The 22911-nt window shown below is 41.4% G+C and carries 29 protein-coding genes; 17 read left to right on the forward strand and 12 right to left on the reverse strand.

What is annotated here, in order from left to right; all coding sequences use genetic code 11:
* Positions 1-33: 33 nt before the first annotated feature.
* The 5 genes from JU57_RS12190 to JU57_RS12210 all read right to left on the reverse strand — a co-directional run bounded on the left by JU57_RS12190 (position 34) and on the right by JU57_RS12210 (position 4432).
* A complete protein-coding gene (locus JU57_RS12190; RefSeq protein ID WP_037961541.1) occupies positions 34-294 on the reverse strand; it encodes a type II toxin-antitoxin system RelE/ParE family toxin in 261 nt (86 codons plus the stop codon).
* Positions 287-523 (reverse strand): hypothetical protein, encoded by a 237-nt coding sequence (locus JU57_RS12195; RefSeq protein ID WP_037961544.1) that lies wholly within the window; start codon positions 521-523, stop codon positions 287-289. Before JU57_RS12195 ends, JU57_RS12190 begins: the two co-directional genes overlap by 8 nt.
* 75 nt (positions 524-598) lie before the next feature.
* The gene (nifN, locus tag JU57_RS12200; RefSeq protein WP_294877332.1) at positions 599-1891 is read right to left on the reverse strand and encodes a nitrogenase iron-molybdenum cofactor biosynthesis protein NifN; all 1293 of its coding nucleotides are present in this window, start codon (positions 1889-1891) and stop codon (positions 599-601) included.
* Positions 1876-3195: a nitrogenase component 1 gene (locus tag JU57_RS12205; protein WP_051906858.1), complete on the reverse strand. Its 1320-nt coding sequence runs from the start codon at positions 3193-3195 to the stop codon at positions 1876-1878. Before JU57_RS12205 ends, nifN begins: the two co-directional genes overlap by 16 nt.
* A 169-nt stretch (positions 3196-3364) precedes the next feature.
* Positions 3365-4432, reverse strand: a complete 1068-nt coding sequence (locus tag JU57_RS12210) for a Fic family protein (protein ID WP_037961547.1) — start codon at positions 4430-4432, stop codon at positions 3365-3367.
* Between the two features lie 325 nt (positions 4433-4757).
* Here JU57_RS12210 and JU57_RS12215 point away from each other — a divergent pair, with 325 nt between their 5' ends.
* The 3 genes from JU57_RS12215 to JU57_RS12225 are packed head-to-tail and all read left to right on the forward strand — an operon-like array spanning position 4758 to position 6733.
* Complete coding sequence (locus JU57_RS12215) at positions 4758-5135, forward strand: 4Fe-4S dicluster domain-containing protein (RefSeq protein WP_037961548.1); 378 nt, start codon at positions 4758-4760, stop codon at positions 5133-5135.
* A gap of 10 nt (positions 5136-5145) precedes the next feature.
* Entirely contained in the window at positions 5146-5529 is a 384-nt protein-coding gene (locus tag JU57_RS12220) for a NifB/NifX family molybdenum-iron cluster-binding protein (protein ID WP_037961550.1), read from the forward strand.
* Entirely contained in the window at positions 5501-6733 is a 1233-nt protein-coding gene (locus JU57_RS12225; RefSeq protein ID WP_037961553.1) for an FprA family A-type flavoprotein, read from the forward strand. Before JU57_RS12220 ends, JU57_RS12225 begins: the two co-directional genes overlap by 29 nt.
* On the opposite strand, the gene JU57_RS12230 is transcribed toward JU57_RS12225, so the two are convergent.
* The 4 genes from JU57_RS12230 to JU57_RS12245 form a co-directional block, all read right to left on the reverse strand.
* Complete coding sequence (locus JU57_RS12230) at positions 6698-7120, reverse strand: response regulator (RefSeq protein ID WP_037961555.1); 423 nt, start codon at positions 7118-7120, stop codon at positions 6698-6700. The two genes, JU57_RS12225 and JU57_RS12230, sit on opposite strands and share 36 nt — an antisense overlap.
* The gene (locus JU57_RS12235) at positions 7120-8334 is read right to left on the reverse strand and encodes a PAS domain-containing sensor histidine kinase (RefSeq protein WP_037961558.1); all 1215 of its coding nucleotides are present in this window, start codon (positions 8332-8334) and stop codon (positions 7120-7122) included. Before JU57_RS12235 ends, JU57_RS12230 begins: the two co-directional genes overlap by 1 nt.
* Complete coding sequence (locus JU57_RS12240; RefSeq protein WP_037961560.1) at positions 8322-10103, reverse strand: EAL domain-containing response regulator; 1782 nt, start codon at positions 10101-10103, stop codon at positions 8322-8324. Before JU57_RS12240 ends, JU57_RS12235 begins: the two co-directional genes overlap by 13 nt.
* A gap of 95 nt (positions 10104-10198) precedes the next feature.
* The gene (locus JU57_RS12245; RefSeq protein ID WP_037961563.1) at positions 10199-10867 is read right to left on the reverse strand and encodes a response regulator transcription factor; all 669 of its coding nucleotides are present in this window, start codon (positions 10865-10867) and stop codon (positions 10199-10201) included.
* A 119-nt stretch (positions 10868-10986) separates the two neighbouring features.
* Between JU57_RS12245 and JU57_RS12250 the strand changes: the two genes are divergently transcribed.
* The 7 genes from JU57_RS12250 (at position 10987) to JU57_RS12280 (ending at position 17950) form a co-directional block, all read left to right on the forward strand.
* Positions 10987-12078: an HD domain-containing phosphohydrolase gene (locus JU57_RS12250; RefSeq protein ID WP_051906863.1), complete on the forward strand. Its 1092-nt coding sequence runs from the start codon at positions 10987-10989 to the stop codon at positions 12076-12078.
* A gap of 63 nt (positions 12079-12141) precedes the next feature.
* On the forward strand, positions 12142-13575 hold the full coding sequence (gene nifB / locus JU57_RS12255; RefSeq protein WP_037961570.1) for a nitrogenase cofactor biosynthesis protein NifB: 1434 nt from the start codon (positions 12142-12144) through the stop codon (positions 13573-13575).
* Between the two features lie 10 nt (positions 13576-13585).
* A complete protein-coding gene (gene nifV / locus JU57_RS12260; protein WP_037961572.1) occupies positions 13586-14698 on the forward strand; it encodes a homocitrate synthase in 1113 nt (370 codons plus the stop codon).
* A gap of 4 nt (positions 14699-14702) precedes the next feature.
* On the forward strand, positions 14703-14960 hold the full coding sequence (locus JU57_RS12265) for a hypothetical protein (RefSeq protein WP_037961574.1): 258 nt from the start codon (positions 14703-14705) through the stop codon (positions 14958-14960).
* Complete coding sequence (locus JU57_RS12270; protein WP_037961577.1) at positions 14953-15948, forward strand: leucine-rich repeat domain-containing protein; 996 nt, start codon at positions 14953-14955, stop codon at positions 15946-15948. Before JU57_RS12265 ends, JU57_RS12270 begins: the two co-directional genes overlap by 8 nt.
* A gap of 35 nt (positions 15949-15983) precedes the next feature.
* Complete coding sequence (locus JU57_RS12275; protein ID WP_037961580.1) at positions 15984-16646, forward strand: uracil-DNA glycosylase; 663 nt, start codon at positions 15984-15986, stop codon at positions 16644-16646.
* Entirely contained in the window at positions 16643-17950 is a 1308-nt protein-coding gene (locus JU57_RS12280; RefSeq protein WP_037961589.1) for a hypothetical protein, read from the forward strand. Before JU57_RS12275 ends, JU57_RS12280 begins: the two co-directional genes overlap by 4 nt.
* A 103-nt stretch (positions 17951-18053) precedes the next feature.
* On the opposite strand, the gene JU57_RS12285 is transcribed toward JU57_RS12280, so the two are convergent.
* Both JU57_RS12285 and def read right to left on the reverse strand, forming a co-directional pair.
* Positions 18054-18428 carry a YbgC/FadM family acyl-CoA thioesterase gene (locus JU57_RS12285; protein ID WP_037961593.1) on the reverse strand — a complete coding sequence of 125 codons (375 nt, stop codon included), beginning with the start codon at positions 18426-18428 and terminating at the stop codon, positions 18054-18056.
* Entirely contained in the window at positions 18425-18970 is a 546-nt protein-coding gene (gene def / locus JU57_RS12290) for a peptide deformylase (RefSeq protein ID WP_037961596.1), read from the reverse strand. Before def ends, JU57_RS12285 begins: the two co-directional genes overlap by 4 nt.
* 131 nt (positions 18971-19101) lie before the next feature.
* Between def and JU57_RS12295 the strand changes: the two genes are divergently transcribed.
* From JU57_RS12295 to JU57_RS12325, 7 genes are all read left to right on the forward strand, one after another.
* Positions 19102-19494, forward strand: coding sequence for a thioredoxin family protein (locus JU57_RS12295; protein ID WP_037961599.1), 393 nt, complete (start codon positions 19102-19104; stop codon positions 19492-19494).
* 64 nt (positions 19495-19558) lie between these two features.
* Positions 19559-19867, forward strand: a complete 309-nt coding sequence (locus tag JU57_RS12300) for a DUF6172 family protein (RefSeq protein ID WP_037961602.1) — start codon at positions 19559-19561, stop codon at positions 19865-19867.
* A 154-nt stretch (positions 19868-20021) separates the two neighbouring features.
* On the forward strand, positions 20022-20282 hold the full coding sequence (locus JU57_RS12305) for a helix-turn-helix domain-containing protein (RefSeq protein ID WP_037961604.1): 261 nt from the start codon (positions 20022-20024) through the stop codon (positions 20280-20282).
* A 129-nt stretch (positions 20283-20411) separates the two neighbouring features.
* Positions 20412-20768 carry an isoprenylcysteine carboxylmethyltransferase family protein gene (locus tag JU57_RS12310; protein WP_051906860.1) on the forward strand — a complete coding sequence of 119 codons (357 nt, stop codon included), beginning with the start codon at positions 20412-20414 and terminating at the stop codon, positions 20766-20768.
* 174 nt (positions 20769-20942) lie between these two features.
* Positions 20943-21641, forward strand: a complete 699-nt coding sequence (locus JU57_RS12315) for a TIGR04255 family protein (RefSeq protein WP_037961613.1) — start codon at positions 20943-20945, stop codon at positions 21639-21641.
* Positions 21613-22068, forward strand: a complete 456-nt coding sequence (locus JU57_RS12320; protein ID WP_037961615.1) for a hypothetical protein — start codon at positions 21613-21615, stop codon at positions 22066-22068. The genes JU57_RS12315 and JU57_RS12320 overlap by 29 nt, the downstream gene beginning before the upstream one ends.
* Complete coding sequence (locus JU57_RS12325; RefSeq protein ID WP_037961616.1) at positions 22069-22443, forward strand: hypothetical protein; 375 nt, start codon at positions 22069-22071, stop codon at positions 22441-22443. It abuts the gene before it with no gap.
* Between the two features lie 67 nt (positions 22444-22510).
* Here the strand turns inward: JU57_RS12325 and JU57_RS12330 are convergent, their stop codons facing one another.
* Positions 22511-22906: a type II toxin-antitoxin system VapC family toxin gene (locus tag JU57_RS12330; RefSeq protein ID WP_037961617.1), complete on the reverse strand. Its 396-nt coding sequence runs from the start codon at positions 22904-22906 to the stop codon at positions 22511-22513.
* Positions 22907-22911: the final 5 nt, after the last annotated feature.

Below are 22911 nucleotides of genomic sequence, written 5' to 3' on the forward strand. Positions count from 1 at the left end.
TTTTTTCCTCAAAAAATTTAGGATATATCATACTTAGTACGCACTCTGCCGATGCTTAACATCCACAATAAAAACCATCACCTTCTCCTGTTCAACACTATAAAAAAGCCTATAATTGCCAAGTCTATAGCGATAATACCCCTCAAACTCGCCTTTGAGTTTTTTGATGTTGGTGCCAAAAAAAGGATTTTCCCTGAGTTGTGGATAGACGATGGTTTTGATTTTGAGGTAGAGCTTCGCATCCAGTGTTGCTTTTACTTTCTCAAACGTCTTTGTCTCTGCGATGCTAAACAATCGTAAACTCGTTGTTTTTGATGTCTTCCATGCCTTGCTTGAGGTTTTCAACCAAGTTTGCATCGTTTAGTATCTCTGCCATTTCGCTGTTATCGACGTACTGTGCGGATGTGAGGTACTGCATGGTTGCAAACTCGATGAAATTAGAGATATTGCGTTTTTGCCCTTGCGCAGCGAGTTGAATGATATTGTAAACGCTATCATCCACTCTCATCGTGACTGTTTTCATTTTGTGCCCTTTGTATGCTATGTGAATTTATTGTATTCAATTTTATTCACATTGTCAAGAGAATTGACGTTTACATCAGTGATAGGCTAAAAGATTATTGACCTCACACAAAAAGGCGCAACTGCCTTCGTACAAAATGTTGTAACGAAGCCCGATGCCGACTTGCTCATAGTTTGGAAATCCTCGAATGAGAAGCGCTTTATGATGTTTATGCGCTAAACGCTCGCCGTGGTAGTTGGCGATGAGCATATCCATCTCGGGGAGTCGCTTCTCCACCTCTTCAAAATCGCCGATTTGCATTTTACATGTAAAGGCTTCTTGGATTTCACTGCGCTGTGCGATGTACGCTTCACACGTACTTCCAGCTTCTCTAAGCGCTTTGGAAATGGCATAGGCACTATCGGGCTCATCGGCGATGAGTATTTTTGCTTTTCCAAGGGTAAAATGGGTATCTAAAAGCACATCTTGCAGACGCGCGCGCCATCGTTTGACGACACTGGGAACACTTTTGCACTGTAAAAATTCAAAGACTTTGGCATAAAAATCATCCGTGGCTTCTAAGCCGATGAGGCTATCAAAATGCAGGTGCGTGCTTTGAGGGAATTTTTCATAAAAAAGTTCACCGCATTTTTTGACCGAATGCCCAATGGTGATGACAGCTCCCGCGTCGCCTAGTTTTTCGATGTCAGAAACGCTAATGCCACCGCTACTAAGAGCGCCTTGTTTGACGCCCAAATGCCCATCGAGTGAATCGCTGAGATCAGGGAGTGCAAAAACGACCAAGTCCAAACATTCCAGCGCTTCTTTGAGTTTTTCCACTTCGATGGGACTAAAATTGACATTGGGAATGAGCAGAACTTTGTCTTTTCTTACCTGCGTGGTGGGCTCGATCAGTTGGGTAATGATGTTTTGAACACTCAAACTCCATCCGCTCTCAAGCCCACCTTCAAAATCGGGCGTATGCACATAGACCATCTTTTGCTTCTCTTTTAAAAGCAGCGTTGCGCCTTTGATGTCATCGCCTTTGGTCTCCGTCATGCCTGTGGTAAAAAGCCCCACCAAATCGGGCGTTACTTTTTTGGTGATGTTCTCCACCGCTTCGGAGATGCCTTTATCGCCACCATCGATGACCGCGGTTATGTCATTCACCGCGGTGGTTTGAATGGCGATAGGATCGTTAAAATGACGAGTAAAAAGCACCTTGGTAAACGAAGCACACCCTTGCGCGCCGTGCATCAAAGGCATACAGTTTTTAATGCCCAAAAATGCGAGTGTCGCGCCCATCGGCTGAGAGAGCTTGAGAGGGTTTACATGTAAAGGTTTTAGGCTCGTTGCTTTGAGCTCTTTTAAATTCATACTAGCTCCCATGGTGCAGCCTTTCCAACCAGTTTAAAGACAGGATTTGCCAGTGCAGAACAGACATCACTCGCCAAATTTTCAAGCCCTCCGTACGCGCCATAACTTACTTTTTTTTCTTGATTGACATCGACAAACGCAATGCGTTTTTTGATCGCGGTGTAAAGACTTCGCCCACCCGCCAACAAAATGTCTACATGGTGCTCATCAATGAGTTTGGGCTGTTCAACACCCGGGTTTTTAAAGACGATGGGCACATATTCACTCGCAATGGCGACGTCTTCTTCCGTGGCTTTTTGCACACAGGTTGCGACCACTTCGATGCCGATGTCTTGAAGCGCTGAGGCAATCGACCACGACTTGTTGCCGCCCGTGTTGAGAATCGCTTTTTTGCCTTTGAGCATAAGAAAGTACGGCTTCAAACGCTCCGCCAACTTCGCCTCTTCTTCGGCGATAATCGCTTCAGCTTTAGCGCTGAGTTCCGCATCACCAAACGCATTGACGATGGAGCGAATCGCATTGGACGTGTCACGTTTTCCGTAAAAGGAGACGCTCACATAAGGGATGTTGTAGCGTTCTTGCATTTTACGACACAAAGTGACCAAGGATTTTGCACAGACGATGACATTCAGCTTTGCGGTGTGTGCCATTTGTATCTGTTCAATTCTGCCATCGCCTGAGAGCGAAGAGATGACTTTAATGCCAATGCGTTCAAGTATGGGCTTGTACTGCCACATATCGCCTGTCACGTTATAATCACCGATCAAGTTAATACCAAAGGGATGAATGCTTTCAGGCTCACGCGTACCCACAAGCGCGTCCAGCACCGCTTCACCTGCAAGGCGTGACCCTAAGTTTTTACTGCCCACGAATCCTGGGGCATGCACGGGCACGATGGGAATGTGAAACAACTCTTCCGCGGTTTTACATGTAAAGTCGATGTTATCCCCAATCATCGCTGTGACACAGGTTTCGTAGACAAAAATCGCCTTAGGGTTTTTGTGCTCCACGATGTACGCTAAAGCATCTGCCAGCTTCTTGTCACCACCAAAAATGATGTCTTGGGTCGAAACATTCGTGCAATAGCCCAGTGGCGTGTTGTTTTCACCTTCATAGCTTGTAAGCGTAGCTCTGGTTTCCCATGAAGCGCCAAGACAAGTGTCGGGACCATGCACCAAGTGCACAGCATCCGCATAAGGAAAGAGTGATATTTGCGCTCCCTCAAACGCACACCCTCCGCTCGTCGCTCCAGGTTTCGGTTTATCACAGCTCGCTTTTTTGGTTTTGTTATGAGAACAAGCACTCTCGTTTAACAAATCCTTGATCAGTTTTCTATTTACCATAGCTATTGATTTGCATAATGTATTCCGTTAATCTATAGGTTTATGCTTCTCAAATATTATACGGTATCCCAATAAGCACGATTGAAATATATGGTAGTTTTTTAATTTTTTTCTACCATATATTGGCAATATGGAACTTTTTCTACCATATATCACCTTTAAGAAGATTGTAGAGTTTTGGATTGATGTAGAGTACGGTTCTTGATTTTTTAAAAGATTCTAAGACACCTATTTTCTCAAGCTCTTTGAGGTACTTTGCAGCAGCGTGTCTCTCTACGTCTAAAGCCGCTTCAACATAAGCCGTTTTGGTATAGACCTCCGTAAAAATGGCATCGATAAGCTCTTTTTTATATATTTTTGGTAATTTCTCTTTCACTTCTAGGGCAGTTTCATCGACCAAATTTTTAATCGCTTTGGCTTTTTGAAGCGTTTGGATAGCTGTTTGCTCGATGCCTTTGAGTATGTAAAGCGTCCATTCTTCCCATGTTTCTTTGGTGCGAACCTCTTGAAGTAAACGGTCACTTTTATGTTTGATGATGTATCCACTAAGGTACAAAATCGGCGAATCCAGTAAGCCTTGGTTGCACAAGTATAAGATATTTAAAATTCTTCCTGTCCTGCCATTGCCATCATAAAAAGGATGGATAGACTCAAACTGATAGTGCAAAATTGCCATCATAATCAATGGATCAAATACATTGGGTTCGTTGATACACTTCTCTAAATTTGCTAGTAAATTTCTAATAGTTTCTTCATCTTGAGGTGGCGTGTAAATAACTTCGCCCGTTTTTAAGTTTTTAAGTACCGTACCCACTTGCTTTCGTATGCCTGCATCATTTTCTGAAAGCTCTTTTTGGATGGCTACAATGTCATTGGTTGTGATGATCTGTCTCTTTTGTAACTGCTCAAAACCAAATCTCAGAGCTTTTCTATAATTTAAAACTTCTTTGATGTTGTTTGAAATATGCGATGAATCAATCGCCAATGCTTCAAAAAGTTCATCTTGTGTTGTGATAATATTTTCGATCTCAGAGCTATCTTTGGCTTCTTGAAGGGTAAGAGAGTTTATAAGTATCTCTTTGTTAGGAATTTGATCGGCAAAACCTTTAAGTTCGGCTAATGCCTTGTTCGATTGACTCAATTGCTTTAAAATGGGCACTGTATCAAAATCAAATTTTGGAGGTAAAGCGGGTAAGATAAATTCATTCATATTGAAGCTCCATTAGCATTTACCCATAGAAACCTGTACAATTTCATTTTTTTAATTATCAATCGTTCGTCCTGATAATTTGGTTTTGAGTTAGTGATTTGATTGGAATGATTTTACCCAAATATCAAACTTTTGTAGAAAAGAATCATCACACCAAGATAGCAATAGTATAAAAATATTGTATGGAACACCTCTTGCATAAACAGTGGCGTGTACCTTTAAAAACCCTTACTCAACCCACGGTGCGATAAAGCCCATTTTGCATCGTGGTCTTTTTTCAAAGGTTTTTTGAGAGACAACAACTTTACATGTAAAAGGATCTACCATGGCAGTAAGAATTACCGACGTCTGTATCAATTGTGACAGTTGCATTGATGAGTGTCCTGCAACGGCAATAGTGAGTGCAAGCGATTCACCGATCAATGGGGACACCACGTATGTTAAACCTGAAAAATGTATCGAGTGTTCGGATGGCACCATGCCAAAATGCGCAGACGCCTGTCCCACCGAGGGCGCTATCGTTTGGGATTTGCCGTATACGCCTGAGTACAATGCGTATTATGTTGCAGGTCACGAGAGCGGTCTTTACAACATTCGTGAGCACAAGAAAAATGGCATTATGTTCCCTGAGGTCTCTCCAAAACCTTACCGTGAAGCGATCTCTATCGCGGATCGCCAAGCGCATGCCCCTGTAAACGCGTAAGGAACATGGGATGAAGATAGCATTTGCATCGACCGACAACCTTCATGTCAATGACCATTTTGGTTGGTGTAAATGCTTTTACCTCTACGAACTCAAAGAGGACTCTTTTGTCTTTTTAAAAGCACTCGAATCGCCTAATGAGATCGCCGAAGAAGGCGATAAACTCGCTTACAAGATCGAATGCTTAGAAGATGCCAACATCGTATGCGCTTCACACATCGGACCTCGGGCATCGCTCATGGTCAAAGGCTCAGGTATTTTTGTCCTCAAGTCTGAGAAAGAGAATGAGCGCATCGACACGCTTTTAAACACGCTACTGACATTAAAAAACAGCAATCCGCCTCTTTGGATGCAAAGGTTTTTCCATGCCGCATCATCCCATAACCCTAGCTAAGGACATCTATTTTGTAGGTGTATTTGACCCCGATATACGCACGTTTGACATTGTTATGCGAACCGCCAATGGTTCGAGTTATAACGCCTATCTCATCAAAACAGACGAAGGCGTTATCATTGTCGATACGGTGAAAAAAGAGTTTCAAGACGAATTTTTCTTACATGTAGAAGCTTTGTGTTCCTACGATGCGATCAAATACGTCATTATCCACCACATCGAGCCTGACCATTCGGGTGCACTCCCTGAACTTATCCGAAGAGCGCCACACGCCAAAGTGCTTATCTCGCCCCAAGCCACGATGATGCTCAAAGCGCTGACCAACACCGAAGAGATCAACTTTGAAACGATTTGGACGAACAAACAACTCACCTTAGGCGGCAAAACCATCACGTTTCTGACCACGCCGTATCTGCACTGGCCCGAGACGATGAGCTCTTATGTGCATGAGGATAAACTGCTCTTTAGTGGCGATGTGTTTGGTGCCCATTACTACGATAAACGCCTTTTTAACGACAAAGTGGGCGACTTTTCGTACGCGTTTCAGTACTACTACGACCACATTATGCGACCGTTTCAAAGCTATGTGAGAAGTGCGCTGAAACTGTATGAACGTTTTGAAATAGCTCTGATCGCTCCACTTCATGGCCCAATATTGCGCGACAATCCACAGCAATACATTGAGGCATATCGTCAGTGGAGCCATAAAGTGGAAGCTTACAAAGCAGGTAAAAAAATTCTCTCTATTTTCTACCTCACCAGTTATAAAAACACGCAAGAGATGGCACAATCGATCTTTGAAGGGTGCGAAAGTGTCGAAGGTGTGGTCGCCAATATGTACGATCTAGCCTCCATCGAAGAGCAAAATATGATGGCGATTTTGGAAGAGAGTGACGGTTTTCTCATCGGCACACCCACGATCAATGCGGACGCTCCCAAACCTGTGTGGGACTTGCTCTCCTGCTTGATGTTTTTAGACAAGCAAGGCAAATGTGCAGGTGCTTTTGGATCGTACGGTTGGAGTGGCGAAGCGGTCGATCATATTTTGGCGCGTCTTAAATCACTGAAACTTCGTGTACCGCCCCTCACACCTCTGAAAATCAAACTAATTCCCAGCGTCGCAGAGCTTCAAACGTGCTATGAATTTGGGGTAGAATTTGCAGAAATTTTACAAGGGAAAATGGTCGAAATTGATCTTGCCTGAGCCATTTTTGACGATGCAGCAGGTATAAATTTTTTCAAAGAGTTCGTCCATATCAAAAGGTTTGCAAAGATACTCCGTGACCCTAAGCGCTTTAGCACGGGCACGATGCGCTTCTTCGCTGTGTGCGGAAGTGATAATAATAGGAATCTCTGCATTTTCCATACGAATACGCTCCATCATACGAAAGCCGCCCATAAAAGGCATTTGAAGATCGGTAATAATTACATCAGGGGCATTTTTGTAAAATCGGTATAACCCCTCTTCGCCATTGCGCGCGGTGTAAAACTCGTCAAACATCGTATCGAACAGGGTGAAAAATGCGTCTAACATATCTTTTTCATCTTCGATAATCAACGGACGAACCGTTTTAAGCAACGCTAAATCCACTACACCAATCCTTGTAAAACAATCTCAAATTTTGCGCCTGTCTCAGTATTTTCAACGCTAATCTGCCCTTGCATATGCTCTTCAAGGATAATTTTGCTCATATAAAGCCCCAACCCTGTGCCGTGTTTAGCTCCTTTGGTTGAAAAATAGGGCTCAAAAATGTACGGCATTACCATCGCATCGATGCCTCCACCGTTGTCTTCAATGGTGACGATAATCTTCCCTACATCACCTCGTTTTGCTACAACCGTGATCCGTTTGGAAAACTCTCCGCAACTCTCTAAAAGCACATCTTTAGCGTTGTTGAGAATATTAATAATGGACTGCCCAAACTCATTGGGATAGCTCTCAATTTTGAGCCCCTCTTCGCTTTCAAAACCAATCTCGATTCCATGTGCGGCAACGATGGGTTTGACCATCTCCACAGCATGGGAGAGTTGCTGCTTGATGTCAAACACCTTGATCGATTTGTCGGGTTTAAAAAAGTCTCTAAAATCATCAATCGTTTTGGACATCTGCACGATCTGACGCATCGAGTCCTCTTTAAACTCATCCATGATATGTTCGTCTAATTTTTGAAGTTTGTACTTAAAAACAATGTTTTGTGCTAAAAGAGAAAGCACATTGAGTGGTTGCCTCCATTGATGCGCAATCATGCTGATCATCTCGCCCATTTGGGCATGACGCGATTGTTGAAAGAGCATCATCTCTTGTTGGCGATTTTTTTCGATTTGAACTTTGACTTGCATCTCTAAGTTTTCATTGAGTGCTTGGAGTGCATACTGCGCCTCTTTCAGCTCGCTGAGATCAATGATCGCTGAGATTCGCACCGTCTTTCCAAACCCTTTGACGATAGAGCCTCGCACCAAGCCTGGAAAAATTGTACCATTTTTTCGCAAAAGCATGCACTCATACATCTCCGTATAAGGCTTTGTTGACTGTTCTTGTATCAATGCTCTCGACTCAGGAGCGATGAAATCAATCAGCGGTCTTCCCAAAATCTCTTCTTTGTCGGTGCCTCCAAAAATTTTCAACGCTTGCACATTAACCTCAACCACATACCCTTTATGAGAAACGATCATCCCTTCAATGGCAAAATCAATCAGCTTCTTAAATTTTTGCTTCTGCTGTGTGAGCAAGTAAATCCATAAGATACCCACAAGAAGGATAAACCCAACAACAAAAACCGTTGCAGAAAGGGTTAAAGACGACATGGTAACTCCAACCAAGGCTCACCGATGTGGTAGCCTTGAAACTCATCAACACCCATTGCGACCAATTGATCAAAGATCGTTTGGCTGTGCACATACTCCGCAATCGTCTTTACATGTAAAGCTTTGGCAAACGAGACAATGGCTTGCACAAGAATGCGTGTCTTCTCGCTTGTATCGATCTCTTTGATAAGGCTCCCATCAATTTTCAAGTACGCAGGATCCAGCTGCATCACATGCGAAAAGTTAGAATACCCTGTTCCAAAATCATCAATGGCAATAGGGGCATCTTCGTATTTGATGTATTTTAAAAAGTTTTTCACCGTATTCAAATCGGTCGCCTTTTCACTCTCAAGCACTTCAAAAACCAGATGAATCGCTTGATTTTGGGCGCGAAATGCTTCTATGCGTGAACGTAAAAGATCGCGAATCTCTTTGTTGAGCATATCGCGAAAACTGATGTTGATGGAAAAACTAACCGTAGGATGTGTTGCCATGAGCTCCAACACTTTTTCAATCATCTTGTGACTGAGATTATCGTACTGTCTGGTACGACGTGCAATGTCTAAAAAGTAGTATGGAGAGACGTATTGTTCTTGCTCCAATTTATCCTTGGTTTTGATACGAATCAGCGCTTCATACTTAATAATTTCGCCCTCTTTGTTACAGATGGGTTGGAAAAAAGGTACCACATTGTCTTTATCCAGCGTATCAGCGATCACATCTTGCCAGTAAAAATCATTGGCAAGAGACTCTGTTTCATCCAAATTACTGGTGTAGACTACAAACGATTTTCCCGATTGTTTAGCAAAATCAAGTGCCGTAAACGCTTTGTTGCAAAGATCTTCTTGGTCAAAGGTGACACCCATAGAGATATGCACCAAGATCTTCTCATTCAGCCCTTCAACTTTGATCGCGATGCCATTGAGAAGGTCCAGTGTTTGGTTAATCGCTTCGTAGATTTTTTCAGGATTGAGCTCCGTATCAAGATTCAGCATTGCAAACTCATTGGACGAGACGCGAAAAACACTGTAACACATCGATGTCGCCACCTCTTTAAGGTGATGAGAAAACTCTTTAAGGATTTGGTTACCCACTTCGATACCATAGAGTTTATTGTAATTTTTAAACCGATCAATATTGATAAGAAATAAAGAGGGAACTTCAACAGGTTGAATGTGGCTTAAAATGCTATCGAGTGTATTTTTATTGGGCAGTTTGGTCAAAGCATCGGTGTGAAGTTGCTCTTCAAGAGCCGATTGTTGCAGGACAATAGTCTGCTTGAGTGAGCTTGTATAAGCGCGTCGTTCCTCTTTAAGTAAAATCGTCTCAACCGTTGAAGCCAGTGAGTCAAAGAGCTGGTCAAATTCGATCGGTTTTAAGATATACCCATCCACACCCAGGCGAATCGTCTCAATCAAATACTCCACATCATTGTGCGCAGAGGTGACAATAATCGCCGTCTCTTTGCAGATTTTACGAATTTTAGCAATTAAAGCAATACCATCAAATTTGGGCATTTTAATATCGGTAATCACCAAATTATAACGTCTCGATTGAAGCTCACACGAAAGCCCTAAGGGTGGAATAGCAATCTCAGCATCGACAAAGAGATCGTAAGCATGTTGCCCATCATTCGCAACATCAATGGAGTCAAAAAATTCACTTAAAATTGAATGCGTATATTTCCTCGTAACCTCGTCGTCTTCAATGTATAAAATCCGTATCCCTTTAGAACGAGATTTGAGACGCTCCATCGCTGATGTATCCATCATATGCCTTATTTTTTGGATCAATAGATGGATTATATCTCAAAAATATGGTTCATTATCCGTTTATTATGAGGATTCTAAGAAATATAACACTTTTATAACACTAAACGGTACCCCGTTCCATACTCTGTCATAATATAACGTGGCTTCTTCGGGTCGTCGCCTAGCTTTTTACGGATATTTTGAATATGGTAATTTAAAGATTGCGGTGAGCTTAAGGAGGAGAGATGAATCGCTAAAACATTGCGATAAACCACCCTATTTTTGTTCTCTATGAGGAAAGAAAGGATTTTATATTCGATTGCGGTGAGCGAAACAGGTTTTTGATTGAGTAAGATCGTTTGGTTGTTGTAATCAATAGCAAGATTGTTTTTATTAAATTCCATTTTAATCATTGAACAACGTTTTAAAATCGCCCACATGCGAACTTCCAACTCTTCAAGCATAAACGGCTTGCACACATAATCGTCCACACCAAAACGAAACGCCTGCACTTTGGCTTCCAGATTGGAGTGACAACTTAAAACAATGATAGGAATACTGCTTTGATTGTTGATCTGTTTAATTACCTCAAAACCGCTAAAATCAGGAAGGCTTAAATCCAACAATAAAATATCGTAGTGCTGTGCAGAAAGCTTTAAAAGACCATCAATGGCAGTTTCGGAAATATCGATTTCAAACCCTACACTCTCTAAATATTGTGCAACTTGACCTGCCGCATCGTAGTCATCTTCTATTAAGAGAACTTTAATTTTCTTTTGCATTTTGAAAACCACTCCAAGCATTATATATTTTGTATTATACATAAAGCGTATGATTTTGCAAATATCATTTTAAAACTTTGTTATAATGCACATACAATCTTGATCTAAAGAGATGAATGATGGACTCAGCGGAAAAACAACTTGCTATCTTATTAGAATTTGGTAAAGTGATCAATAGAACCAAAAGCCTTAACGAAGTATTGGAGTCTATGGCGAGTTTTGCTAGAGAAATTTTACACGCTGATCGCTGTTCTATTTTTGTCTATGACAAAAACAAGGATGAACTTTGGTCTAAAGTGGCACAAGGCTGTGAGCCTATTCGCGTTAGCGCGAAAAAAGGCGTTGCTGGCTATACGGCGCTTTCAAAAGAGACGCAAATCGTTGTGGATGCCTACAATGATTACCGCTTTAATCCCGACATCGATAAAGCAACAGGCTATCTCACCCAAACGATTCTAGCGGTTCCCTTACTCGACAATCAAGAAAATACGATCGGTGTGTTTCAAGCTCTCAATAAAAGCGAGACGATCTTCACCAATGTCGATGCAGAGCTTTTATTATTGATCTCAAACTATGCGGCTTCTGCGATTGAAAATGCTATTTTGTACGATAGATTACGTGACACACAAACCAAAATCATCAATAAATTGGCTTCTGCTGCGGAATTTAAAGACCAAGAAACATCAAAACATACGAAACGTGTTGGACTCTACAGTGCGCTTTTAGCGGAGCAGTATGGCTTAAGCAGAGATAATATTAGCAAAATTGAACTCGCAGCTCCGATGCACGATGCAGGAAAAATTGGTATCGCCGATAAAATCATGCTTAAACCTGACAAACTCACCCCTGAAGAGTTTGAAATCATGAAAACGCATGCTCAAATTGGTCATGATCTCTTGTTTGATGAGGAGAATGAGTACCTCAAAGCCGCCGCACTCATTGCGCTTGAACATCATGAAAAATGGGATGGCTCAGGGTATCCTCACGGTAAAAAAGATGAAGAGATCTCTATTTTTGGGCGTATTGTGGCGATTGCGGATGTTTTTGATGCGCTTATTTCCAGACGTCCGTATAAAGAGCCATGGAGTTTTGACAAAGCGCATAAACACTTGCAACACAACAGTGGAACGCATTTTGATCCTACGCTCATTGCCCTGTTTAGCAAAAATATCGAAAAAATTCATATGATTTATCAGGAACTCAAAGACTAGTCGATCCAATCTAAGGAACACTTTGTGCAAACTTTAGGGTAAAGAAATTCTAAAGGATCGCACATGAGTTGTTCTTGTACATCATCCACCAACACCCAAAATGAACTTCAAGCCAGCATCATGCAAAAGATTAACAACCATCCTTGTTATTCTCAAGATGCCCACCAACATTATGCGCGTATCCATGTGGCAGTAGCCCCTGCATGTAACATCCAATGCAACTACTGCAACCGCAAGTACGACTGTTCCAACGAGAGTCGCCCGGGTGTTACGAGCTATAAACTAAGCCCAGAAGAGGCGGTGAAAAAAGTCTTACATGTAGGCGGTCTGATCCAACAACTCAGCGTCGTAGGCATCGCAGGACCAGGCGATGGACTTGCCAATCCTAAGCAAACCTTTGAGACTTTTTCACTGCTTAAAAAGTACGCTCCTGACATCAAACTCTGTCTTTCCACGAACGGCTTGATGATCCATAAGCACATTGATGAGATTGCCAAGTACAACATCGAGCACGTGACGGTGACACTGAACTCTGTTGATGAAACAGGTGAAATCGGCGCTAAAATCTACCCATGGGTTTTTTACGAACATAAAAAACACCGTGGTGTTGAGGGAGCTAAACTCCTCCTTGAGAAACAACTGCTTGGTATTCAAATGCTGGTTGAGCGAGGCATTTTAGTGAAAGTAAACTCGGTCTTAATCCCAGGTGTCAATGACGAGCACCTTCCGTTTGTGGCACGAAAAGTCAAAGAGTTGGGTGTTTTCATTCAAAACGTGATGCCTATCATCTCTAAACCAGAATACGGTACCAAATTTGGACTGGACGGCGTTCCAAGTGCGACGCATAAACAGCTCATGAAAGCGCAAGAGGCGTGTGATGTCAATGTTAAATTGATGCGCCACTGCCGTCAATGTCGAGCAGACGCGGTGGGGCTTTTGGGCGAAGATCGAAGCGATGAATTTTTCAAAGAGAGTTTCGTGGACAAAAGCTTTGAAGAGCTCGCGCACCACTATAACCTAAACCAACGTATGAAAACGCATGAAAACATCGAAACATGGCGAAGAGCGCTTCGAGCAGCCAATGGTAAAATCAACCAAGAAGAAGCGACAAACAAAAATGAACTCAGCTCCACAGGCGATACAATGCTTGTAGCCGTCACAACACGCGGAAATGGACTCATTAACGACCACTTTGGCAGTGCCAAAGAGTTTCTCATCTACGAAGCAGGCGATAAGGCGATCAAATTTATCATGCACCGTAAAGTCGAGAACTCGTACTGCATGGGTAAAGAGAACTGCAATGGAACGTATCCTATCGAAGAGATCAAAAACGCTCTCTCCGATTGCCATCTTCTCTTAACTCAAAAAATTGGCGAATGCCCACAAAAAGAGTTGGAGAGCATTCACCTTACCTGTGATGAGAGTTTTGCGGATGAGCCTATTGAGATTTCTGTTCTAAAAGGTGTGCGTAAGCACTTCTTCACAGCCGCTTCCTAAGGAGCCTAGAATGATTATCAACGATACCACACTCAGAGATGGTGAACAAGCGCCGTATGTCGCGTTTAATACTGAAGAGAAGATTGCCATTGCGTCTGCACTTTATCTTGCAGGTGCGGATGAGCTTGAAGTGGGTATTCCTGCGATGGGGGCGAAAGAGCAAGCCGATATCAAAGAGATCTTGGCTCTTGATCTGCCTCTTCGCATTATGAGTTGGAATCGTGCCACGATGGGTGACCTTGAAGCTTCACTCTCGTGTGGTTTAAAAGCCGTTGATCTCTCCATTCCTGTATCAGACATTCTCATTGAAGCAAAATTTGGAGGCGATAAAGCACGCCTCTTAAAAAACCTTGAAGAAGTTTTACATGTAAGCAAATCTGAGGGAATTTTTGCCTGCATTGGGGGTGAAGATAGCTCACGTGCAGACCTTGGATTTTTAAAAGAGGTGATGGAGTTAGGAGCCAGTGTGGGCGCCAATCGTTTTCGTTACTGCGACACCGTGGGCATTATGCGTCCGCATCAAATTTATGAGCACATCTCCTACCTCACGAGTCTCAATCTTTTAGAGATTGAAATGCACACGCACAATGACTTTGGTATGGCAACGGCAAATGCGATTAGTGGACTGGAAGCGGGTGCGATGAGTGTCAATACAACGGTTATTGGCTTGGGTGAACGCGCTGGAAATGCGAGTTTTGAGCAGGTTCTCATGAGCCTTGCCCACCTCTTTGGCGAAGAGCGCATCATCAACCCAGACGCACTCAAACACGTGGTTCAATTGGTTGAAAAAGCCTCGAACCAAAGTATCTCTGCTACGATGCCGATTGTGGGTAAAAACATCTTTTCACACGAATCGGGCATCCATGTCAATGGCATGATCAAACACGACAAAGCCTACGAAGCCTTTACGCCTCAAAGTGTAGGCATGACGCGAAGTTATCCGATAGGCAAACATTCAGGCAGTTCAACTCTTTTGTATCATTTGCGTGCCATGGGCTACGAGCCTGAAAACGCAGTTATCAATAAAATGCTTCCCAAGGTGCGTGAAATGGTCACAAATCGCAAAAAAGTTCTCAACAAGAAGGAGCTAAAAGCGCTCTATATCGCTTCTAAAGCGGGATAAATCAATGCAAGAGTACGCCTCTAAAATCATCTGTGAATGCGGTCAAAAGAGCATCCAAGATGCTATTGATATTTTTAAATCCACCACCCTGCCCTATAAAAAAGCCAAAAAACTGGTCACAGAATGCAATCAAACCTGTTGTCGTAGACCTTTGATGGCGCTGTTTAATATGGTAGAATTTGGTGAAATTGATTACGAAGAGATTGCCTTTTTGATCGATCAGAAAAACAGCCGATTTGAAGCAGGAGAGCATGATGAGTGAGCGTATTCGTGATTTTGCACAGTGGATTAAATCTCAAGGGTTGGAACATACGCTGCCTCGTGAACTCTCCAAGCTTGAAAGCCTTACAACCCTTGATCTCAGTCGCAAAAAGCTCAAAAGCTTGCCTGAGAGCATTGGAGCACTCCAGAACCTGAGCATTCTCAAAATCTCAGGCAATCGCCTCAGCGAGCTTCCCAAAGACATCTGTTCGCTTACAAACCTCCGTAATTTACAGTGTGAAAACAACCTTTTGCAAACGCTTCCTGAAAACTTTGGCGCGCTTCGCTCTTTGGTCATTTTAAATCTCAATGGAAACCAACTCAGTTCCCTGCCACAAAGCTTTTACGATCTGACAAACCTTACGCGTCTTACCCTTGCCGTAAACCGTCTAAGCCACCTTGATCTGGCATTTAAAAACCTCAAAAAACTTTTACATGTAAGCTTGGATACGAACTATTTTGAGTCTCTTCCTGAAGTCTTTGGCGCGATGCAATCGCTCTATTATCTGGATCTTTCGTTCAATAAACTCACCACCTTGCCCCAATCTCTCGGTGAAATCAAAGAGCTTGAAACGCTCATTTTAGAGGGCAACCTTTTGCAAAACCTTCCTTCCCTCGAAGCGCACGATATGCTGGTCAAACTCAATCTTGCGTCCAACCATCTCACCTCCATCGACTTTGATCTTTCCAAATTAGAAGATTTGCAAATCCTCTCACTGGAAAACAATCTGCTTGAACAGGTTCCAACCGCACTGTGCACGCTTGCAAAACTCACCTCGCTCGATCTGAGTGCCAACCGCCTTAGCACGCTTCCTGAGTGCATCGGCAACCTTAGCAGTCTTTACGAACTTGATGTTGAAGCGAACCTCTTAAGCACGCTTCCAGACTCCATCCAAAACCTAACCCACCTTAAAACACTTTTTATCGCCAACAACCATGATTTGAAAAAGCCCGATATTCCCTCCTTAGAGTACTGCGACGTTGAATAAGGATATTTTAACTCCCTCTTGGCTACCATATAAGAATGACTCAGATTGAAAAAATACGGCTTTTAAAACTTTTATACCAGTACCGAGCCATGGGATTTGAATTTTTCCAAGAGTATCGACCCCTCTCTTTGAGCAAGCAACCCACCCTCTCGAACAACTTAGAAGAGCTTAAAAGCAGCGCGTTACAGTGCCATCTCTGCGCTTTAGCCAAAAGTCGTAAAAATGTCATTTTTGGTGCGGGTAACCTGCATGCCAAAGTGATGTTCATCGGAGATAACCCTGGTGTCAGCGAAGATGAAACCGGCATGCTATATACTGGCAAAAGTGGTGAATTGCTGGCAAATATGATCGAAAAAGTTCTGTTGATCCCTAAAGAAGAGGTCTATGTGACCACGATTTTGAAGTGTAAAACGCCTGACAATCGTGTTCCAACACCTGAAGAAGTTGCCTGTTGTAAACCCTATGTGATGCAACAGATCCAAACGATTCGACCTAAAATTATTGTTACCCTTGGATCTGTGAGTTTTCATCATCTTACAGGTGAGTATGATACACCTATCGATAAAATACGAGGATCGGTGCTCAATTTTGGTGAAGCCAAATTGATCCCAACGTTCCATCCCAGTTTTTTACTGCGAAACCCCAGTAGCAAAAAAGAGGTTTTTGCAGATATGCTAAAAATAAGGAGCATGTTATGAAATTTTGGTTGCCCCTAACCCTCAGTTTATTTCTTTTTGCAGGATGTACCGCTACAAGCCAAGCACCCGCACCCTATAAACCAACCACTTTCAATATCTCTGCTAACGCTAAAAAAGGCGCAGCGATCAATCAAAAAAGCACCGCAACCTACCCAGGTTCTGAACAACAAAAATCATCTACTCCCGCTTCAAGCGTCGTAGAAGCACCCGTTGTGATCAATGACACAACCATCAAATCAACCACGCTTGCCATGGCAACACCAACGCCGCCTAGCACCAGTGTTACTCCCACGTCACCTTCATCCATGAACGATGAAAGTGAGTCTGCGTTGACACCGATTATTGCGACACCGATGCCAAAACCACTCAATGATGATAGCACGATGATTAAGATCGCCGTTTTGGTACCTCAAAAAACCATTAAAAAATATGCTATTACCTCTGTAAACTCGGTTATTTCCTATCTTTTGTATAAAAACTACTACTTTGATCTGAACGTCTTTAACTCAGGCGATGAAAAAGAGGAGTCGATTGCCAAAGCGCTCTTGGACATTCAAGCAGGCGGATACCACTACATCATCGCACCTGTCACGAGCGAAGGTGCTAACATTATCGCCAGTCGTGTCACAGACACCCTTGTCTTCATCCCGACACTGCACAGCTCCAATGTACGAAGTTCTGGATCGAATATGATCTTTGGAGGGATTGATTATGACCAACAAATCGCCCTTTTGGCAGGAAAAGCCAACGAGAGAGTCGGCACCTTTGAAGATGGCAGTAGCCTGAGTTACCAACTCAATGCGTTGGTTAAAAAAAACAGCAATCGTGTGGTGTATGAAAAACGTGTCGAGAGCCCTAAAGCAAACTTCAAACAGATGTTTAAAGGCAATGGAGCACTCAATAACACCTCACTTTATCTCAACACACAGCTTGTAACGTCAAGCCTCATTGCATCGCAACTTCGCTCCAACGACATTCGTCCCTACATGCTTCTTTCAACCCAAGTCAACTACAATCCACTGCTTTTAACGCTAACACAGTACGAAGATCGCGATCAAATGTACATCGCAAACTCTATCCAAAAAGCACCTGCAGCGCTAGAAGAGATCAACACGATGTTTGGACATGACATCGTCTATGACTGGGTCAATTACTCAACGTCCATTGGTGCGGATTATCTGTGTCAGCAGTTCTTCAATGGAACCATTGAGCGCACCTTCAAAGAGACCATCACCGGAAACCAAGTGGTCTATAACACCGCACTCTACCAACCCGGTCGCAATGAATTTATTCGCGGAAATTAAATAAAGCACTAAAGGTGCGTGGGCTTTCTACCGAAGAAAACTTAGTGTTAACGTAGTTTTTGAAGCTTTGCTTTAAAAACGTGTCAAGAGTTTTGTAAAAACTCTAAATGAAAAAGCCTCTAAAAAAGGCTTTTGTCTCTTCGTCTATTTTGCAAGGTTTTCCCTCTTTGACATACGCAAGTGTAGAGGTCATCGTAAAGAGTTTGACCTCTTCTCTCCACACCTCTTGTTTTAAAATCAGTGAAGCGTTTTTAAGCAAAAGTAATTCTGTTTTTACGTCGATCAGATCGCCTAATTTGGCAGGCTGTATAAAGTCAGCTTCGAGATGTTTCACTACAAAATGCCCACCATTCACAGCAGGACTAAGTCCTTTTTCATAAAAAAGATCACTCCTAGCACGCTCACAAAATTTGAGGTAATTGGCATGGTAAACCACACCACCAGCATCGGTATCATCGTAATATATACGTGTTTTCAAACTTTCTCTCCTTTCGTTTTTCCTATGATGCGTTGGTACTCTTTTTCCATGACCACATCATACGTAGATTCCACCCTATCAATAAACACTTTTCCCATTAAATGGTCAAACTCATGCTGAAAGACACGCGCTACAAAATCGCTGTAGATGACCGTGTGTTCTTCGCCATCTCTATCCGTATACAAAACCTCAACTTCGCTGTAACGCGGTACCTGCGCTCTGATGCCTGGCAAGCTCAAACACCCTTCCCAATCTTTGATAATTTTATGCGAGTGCGAAAGTATTTTAGGGTTAATAAGGGCTGTTGGCTCCATCGTAGGCGCATTGGGGTAGCGTTCACTTGGTTCTGATGCAATGATCACAATCGCTTGAGCGCAATTCACTTGCGGTGCGGCAATTCCAACACCTTTTGAGGCTTTACATGTAAAGATCATATCGTCGATCAATGTTTGAATTTCCACATCGTGGACATCTTCCACTTTGGCTGCGACGCTACGTATGACATCCGATCCAAGTTGGTAAATTTCACGTAGATTTGCCATGTCTGTTTCTTCTTTGGTACTTAAAATTATGGGTAATTTAGCATATTCGCACTTTAAAGAGCGTTATTTTAAGCAACAAGACCATGCACGTGTGTTAGAGTTTTATAAAATTATCCTAAAGGTAAAAGACCATGCACACGCTCCTCAAAGCTCTTTTGGTAGCATTTCTTGGCATCACAGCACTTCACGCTAGCTTTTTAGAAGAAGAAAGCGTCAGAGCGGTTAAAGAAAAAAAGCTGATTCTTGTCAACATTGTACGCGATGACTGCCCTTACTGTCGGAAAATGCAACGCGAAATTTTCAACAACCCTGCCTACAAAAAGCAGATAGACCAAAAGTTCGTTTTTGTCTCCATCGACCAAGATGATCCCACCTTGCCTCAAGATTTGCACACCAAATACGTCCCTGCCAACGCCATCCTCTCACCATCGCGCCACACCATCATCGAAGGCTACACCGGCTATATGGACCCAGCCTCGTTTATGAATGTTTTAGAGAAAGCCTATAAGGCAGAATTCAAATAATGTGACACTCAAAGGTGAAATGAAGTACAATGTCGCACTGACATAAAAACCTAAAAGGCAAGCCTTGAAAAAGATATTTCACCTCCACGTTGAAAACAAAAACAGCGACCGACTCGTAGAGTCCATCAAACATGAAATTCGTAAATACATCAAACGTGAACGCACTAAAAAGACACCCGAAGGGTTCCATTTCTGGGACTTTGACTGCAAATTCGGCGAAAGTGCACAAAATGCACAAGCCGTTCACCAAGCCGATCTTGGCGAAGAAATCGACAAAGCACACAGCGCAAAATGGAGCGAGTGTTACATCGAGATCATCGCTAAACCTGCCAAAAAACCTGTCGCTGCTGCTAAGGAAAAAGAGACAAAATAATCTTTACATGTAAAGTAAAAGCGAAACGCTACACTTTACATGTAAACTACTTTCCTTCAATTTTCTCCATTACTCTTCTTTAGTTTTGCACAATATATTTGACATTTATACATTAAAATTATAAAATGTCTAAAATATTAGTCAAGGAACTATTATGGACTTAAGAGAGTTTGGCACTCACATGGCACACCTTCGCAAAGCAAAAAAAGTATCGCAAGAGCAACTCTCCCGCGACCTTTCTATTTCACGTGCTACCATTAGCTCACTTGAAAATGGAATTAACTCTAATGTAGGCATAAAAACCGTACTACATATCCTTGACTACTTAGGGTATGAGCTTACATGTAAAGAAAAATCACCCTTCCCTACGTTTGAGGAGTTAAGAGATGAAAGAGTTCGTGAGTTACAAAAATAACTTACATGTAAAGCGTTTTGAGTTGTTTAAAAAGGACAATGTGCCATGACTTCAAAAATATACTCTTACCTCTTAGTCGCATTACAATTCATCTTCATTGCAATCTTAGTTCTACATCATGGCTTGCACATGCCAAGTAACTTTGCTTTACTCATCTTTTTTGCAGGCGGTGGCTTTGGGCTCTATACCCTAAAATGCAATACCCTTAGTAACTTCAACATCACCCCCGAAATCAAAGAAAACGCCTCGCTCATCACCATAGGAGCGTACCGCTACATCAGGCATCCGATGTATTTTTCAGTGCTTGTGATGATGCTTGGCGTTCTGGTGTCTAAGCCTTCTGTGCTGAGCCTTTTTATCTTCGCGCTTTTGGTTGTAACACTGTTTTTGAAAGCTCACAAAGAAGAAATGCTGTGGATGGTAGAGTCTAGCGAGTATAAAAACTATAGGCAACAAACGAAAAAAATTATTCCGTTTGTTTTGTGAAGTAGCCTATCAGCTTTTTATTTCTAGTTAAGTGATGCAATGGAATATTTTGTGCTTATTTGTCGATATAGGTGTAAATGTAACACATTGGTAATTAGTTATTTACAAGATAATAACTAATTCAGTAATAATTAGCTAAAATCAGCTTCTAACATAATATAAAGAAAGGTTGTTATGTCAAATTTTATTGTTCAAGTAGTACTTGATGTATGGTATGAATCTTCATATCCGACAGTGGCATTACTGGGTGATATATATAAAATTGGATATACAAATATAGCTGAAACTCCATTCAGGAATATGCCTCCTGAAATTAGAAATAGTAACCCTGATTTTAAATATCAGCCTATGTATGAAATATCATCTCCTAATAGCCATTATAAAATTAATGTTGGAGATAATATATTTGGTATTAGTACAAGTGCATATACTTCTTGGAATACTTTTATTAGTGAAACAAAAGCAATGTTCAATATCTTATTTACTAATCAAAATTCAGATTTAAAGGTAAGTCGTATTGGTCTAAGATATTTAGATATGATCGATAATAAAAATATTTTTAATGGTGAACATATAAAGCTAAAAATTTCAAATGAAAGTAAAAATGAGTCTGATTCCATAAATATGAGATTTGATACTACTATAGATTCATGCAAAGTAACAGAAGCAATTATATATCCATTCCCAAGAATAGATAATAAAGAAATTATAGGAACATTTATCGACATCATAACTTCAAAAGAGAATGTAGAACTTTTTAATGAAAATATAAAAGAAGAATTTTATTCTATAGCTGATAAATTACATGAGATACAAAAAAATCAATTTAAAAAGATACTAACAGATGAGCTACGCAGACAGATCAATCTATGAACAAAAAATACAACCAACACAGTTTGAGACAAAACAACAGTGGATTGCATATTTTGTTATGATGGGAATAGCACTATCATCACACGCACAAGCAAGTACAGTTAATGTCCAATCAACAAGTAATATGGAACATATACACCAAAAATCAGAATATAGTTCTGCATTGCTTGATTATGAACAAACAATGAAACAATTAGAAATTGAAGAAATTAAAAAAGAAATTGAAAAAGAAGTTAATATAAAAATTATTGGATATTGGCTTCCTCGTATTGATGTTGAAAAAGAATGTATATTCTTTAAATGTGAATTAGATGAAGAAACAAAAAAAGATTATAAAAAGATGTCTGACATCGAATTAAATATGTATTTATCAGTTAAAGACATTATTGACAGGAGTAAATATTTTGACATGGTAGCAATGATATAAATGAGTCCTCAAGAGCTATCTGAGCAGTTTTTTATCATTGCATGCGAAATAAAAACAAAGTGTTACACCTCCCTTAATCAAGAACAACTATCACGAGCCGTATTTAGCAGGCTATATTATGCCCTGTATCATAAATATCTAGCACATGACTCAACATTGCTAAATACTTCTTCAGGGCAAAAGCATGAAATGATACAATCCTCTATTGGTAGAGGCAATTATCTACATAAGACTAAACAAATTTATATAAAAATGTATAAATTAAGATTATGGGCTGATTATGATAAGCGCATAGATAAAGACCTAATAGAAGCTGATATGAATAGATATGTTTATGACGCTGAAACAGTTATTAAAGTTAGTAAATTACAATAAAAACTTTATAACTTAAAGTAGCTCTATGCTCTTTAACTCTTTGGGTAATAATGTCTGAGTTGACTTTTCACCTCACCCAATTCTCAACTTCCAACCCCTCAACCCGCTCAAACTCTTTCATATTATTGGTCACAAGCACGACATCAAGCGACTTAGCGTGTGCGGCGATAAGCATGTCTAGTAAGCCGATGGGTTGTCCTTTTTGCTCTAAATTTGCGCGTATTTTTCCATACTCCAAAGCCGCTTTGTAATCATACTCAGCAACATCAAAAGGAATGAGGAAATGCTCAATGGCTTTGAGGTTTTTCTCGACAAATTGACTTTTATGCGCTCCATAAATGAGTTCCGATACAGTGATGGAAGATAGAAGAATGTCGCCTACATTGCATTTTTTGAGCTCTTCTAAAACGCTTTGTGGTTTGTTTTTAATGATGTAGATACAGATTGTAAATTTCACTCCCATGTTTC

Source organism: Sulfurospirillum sp. SCADC (genome assembly GCF_000743525.1).
GTDB lineage: Bacteria > Campylobacterota > Campylobacteria > Campylobacterales > Sulfurospirillaceae > Sulfurospirillum.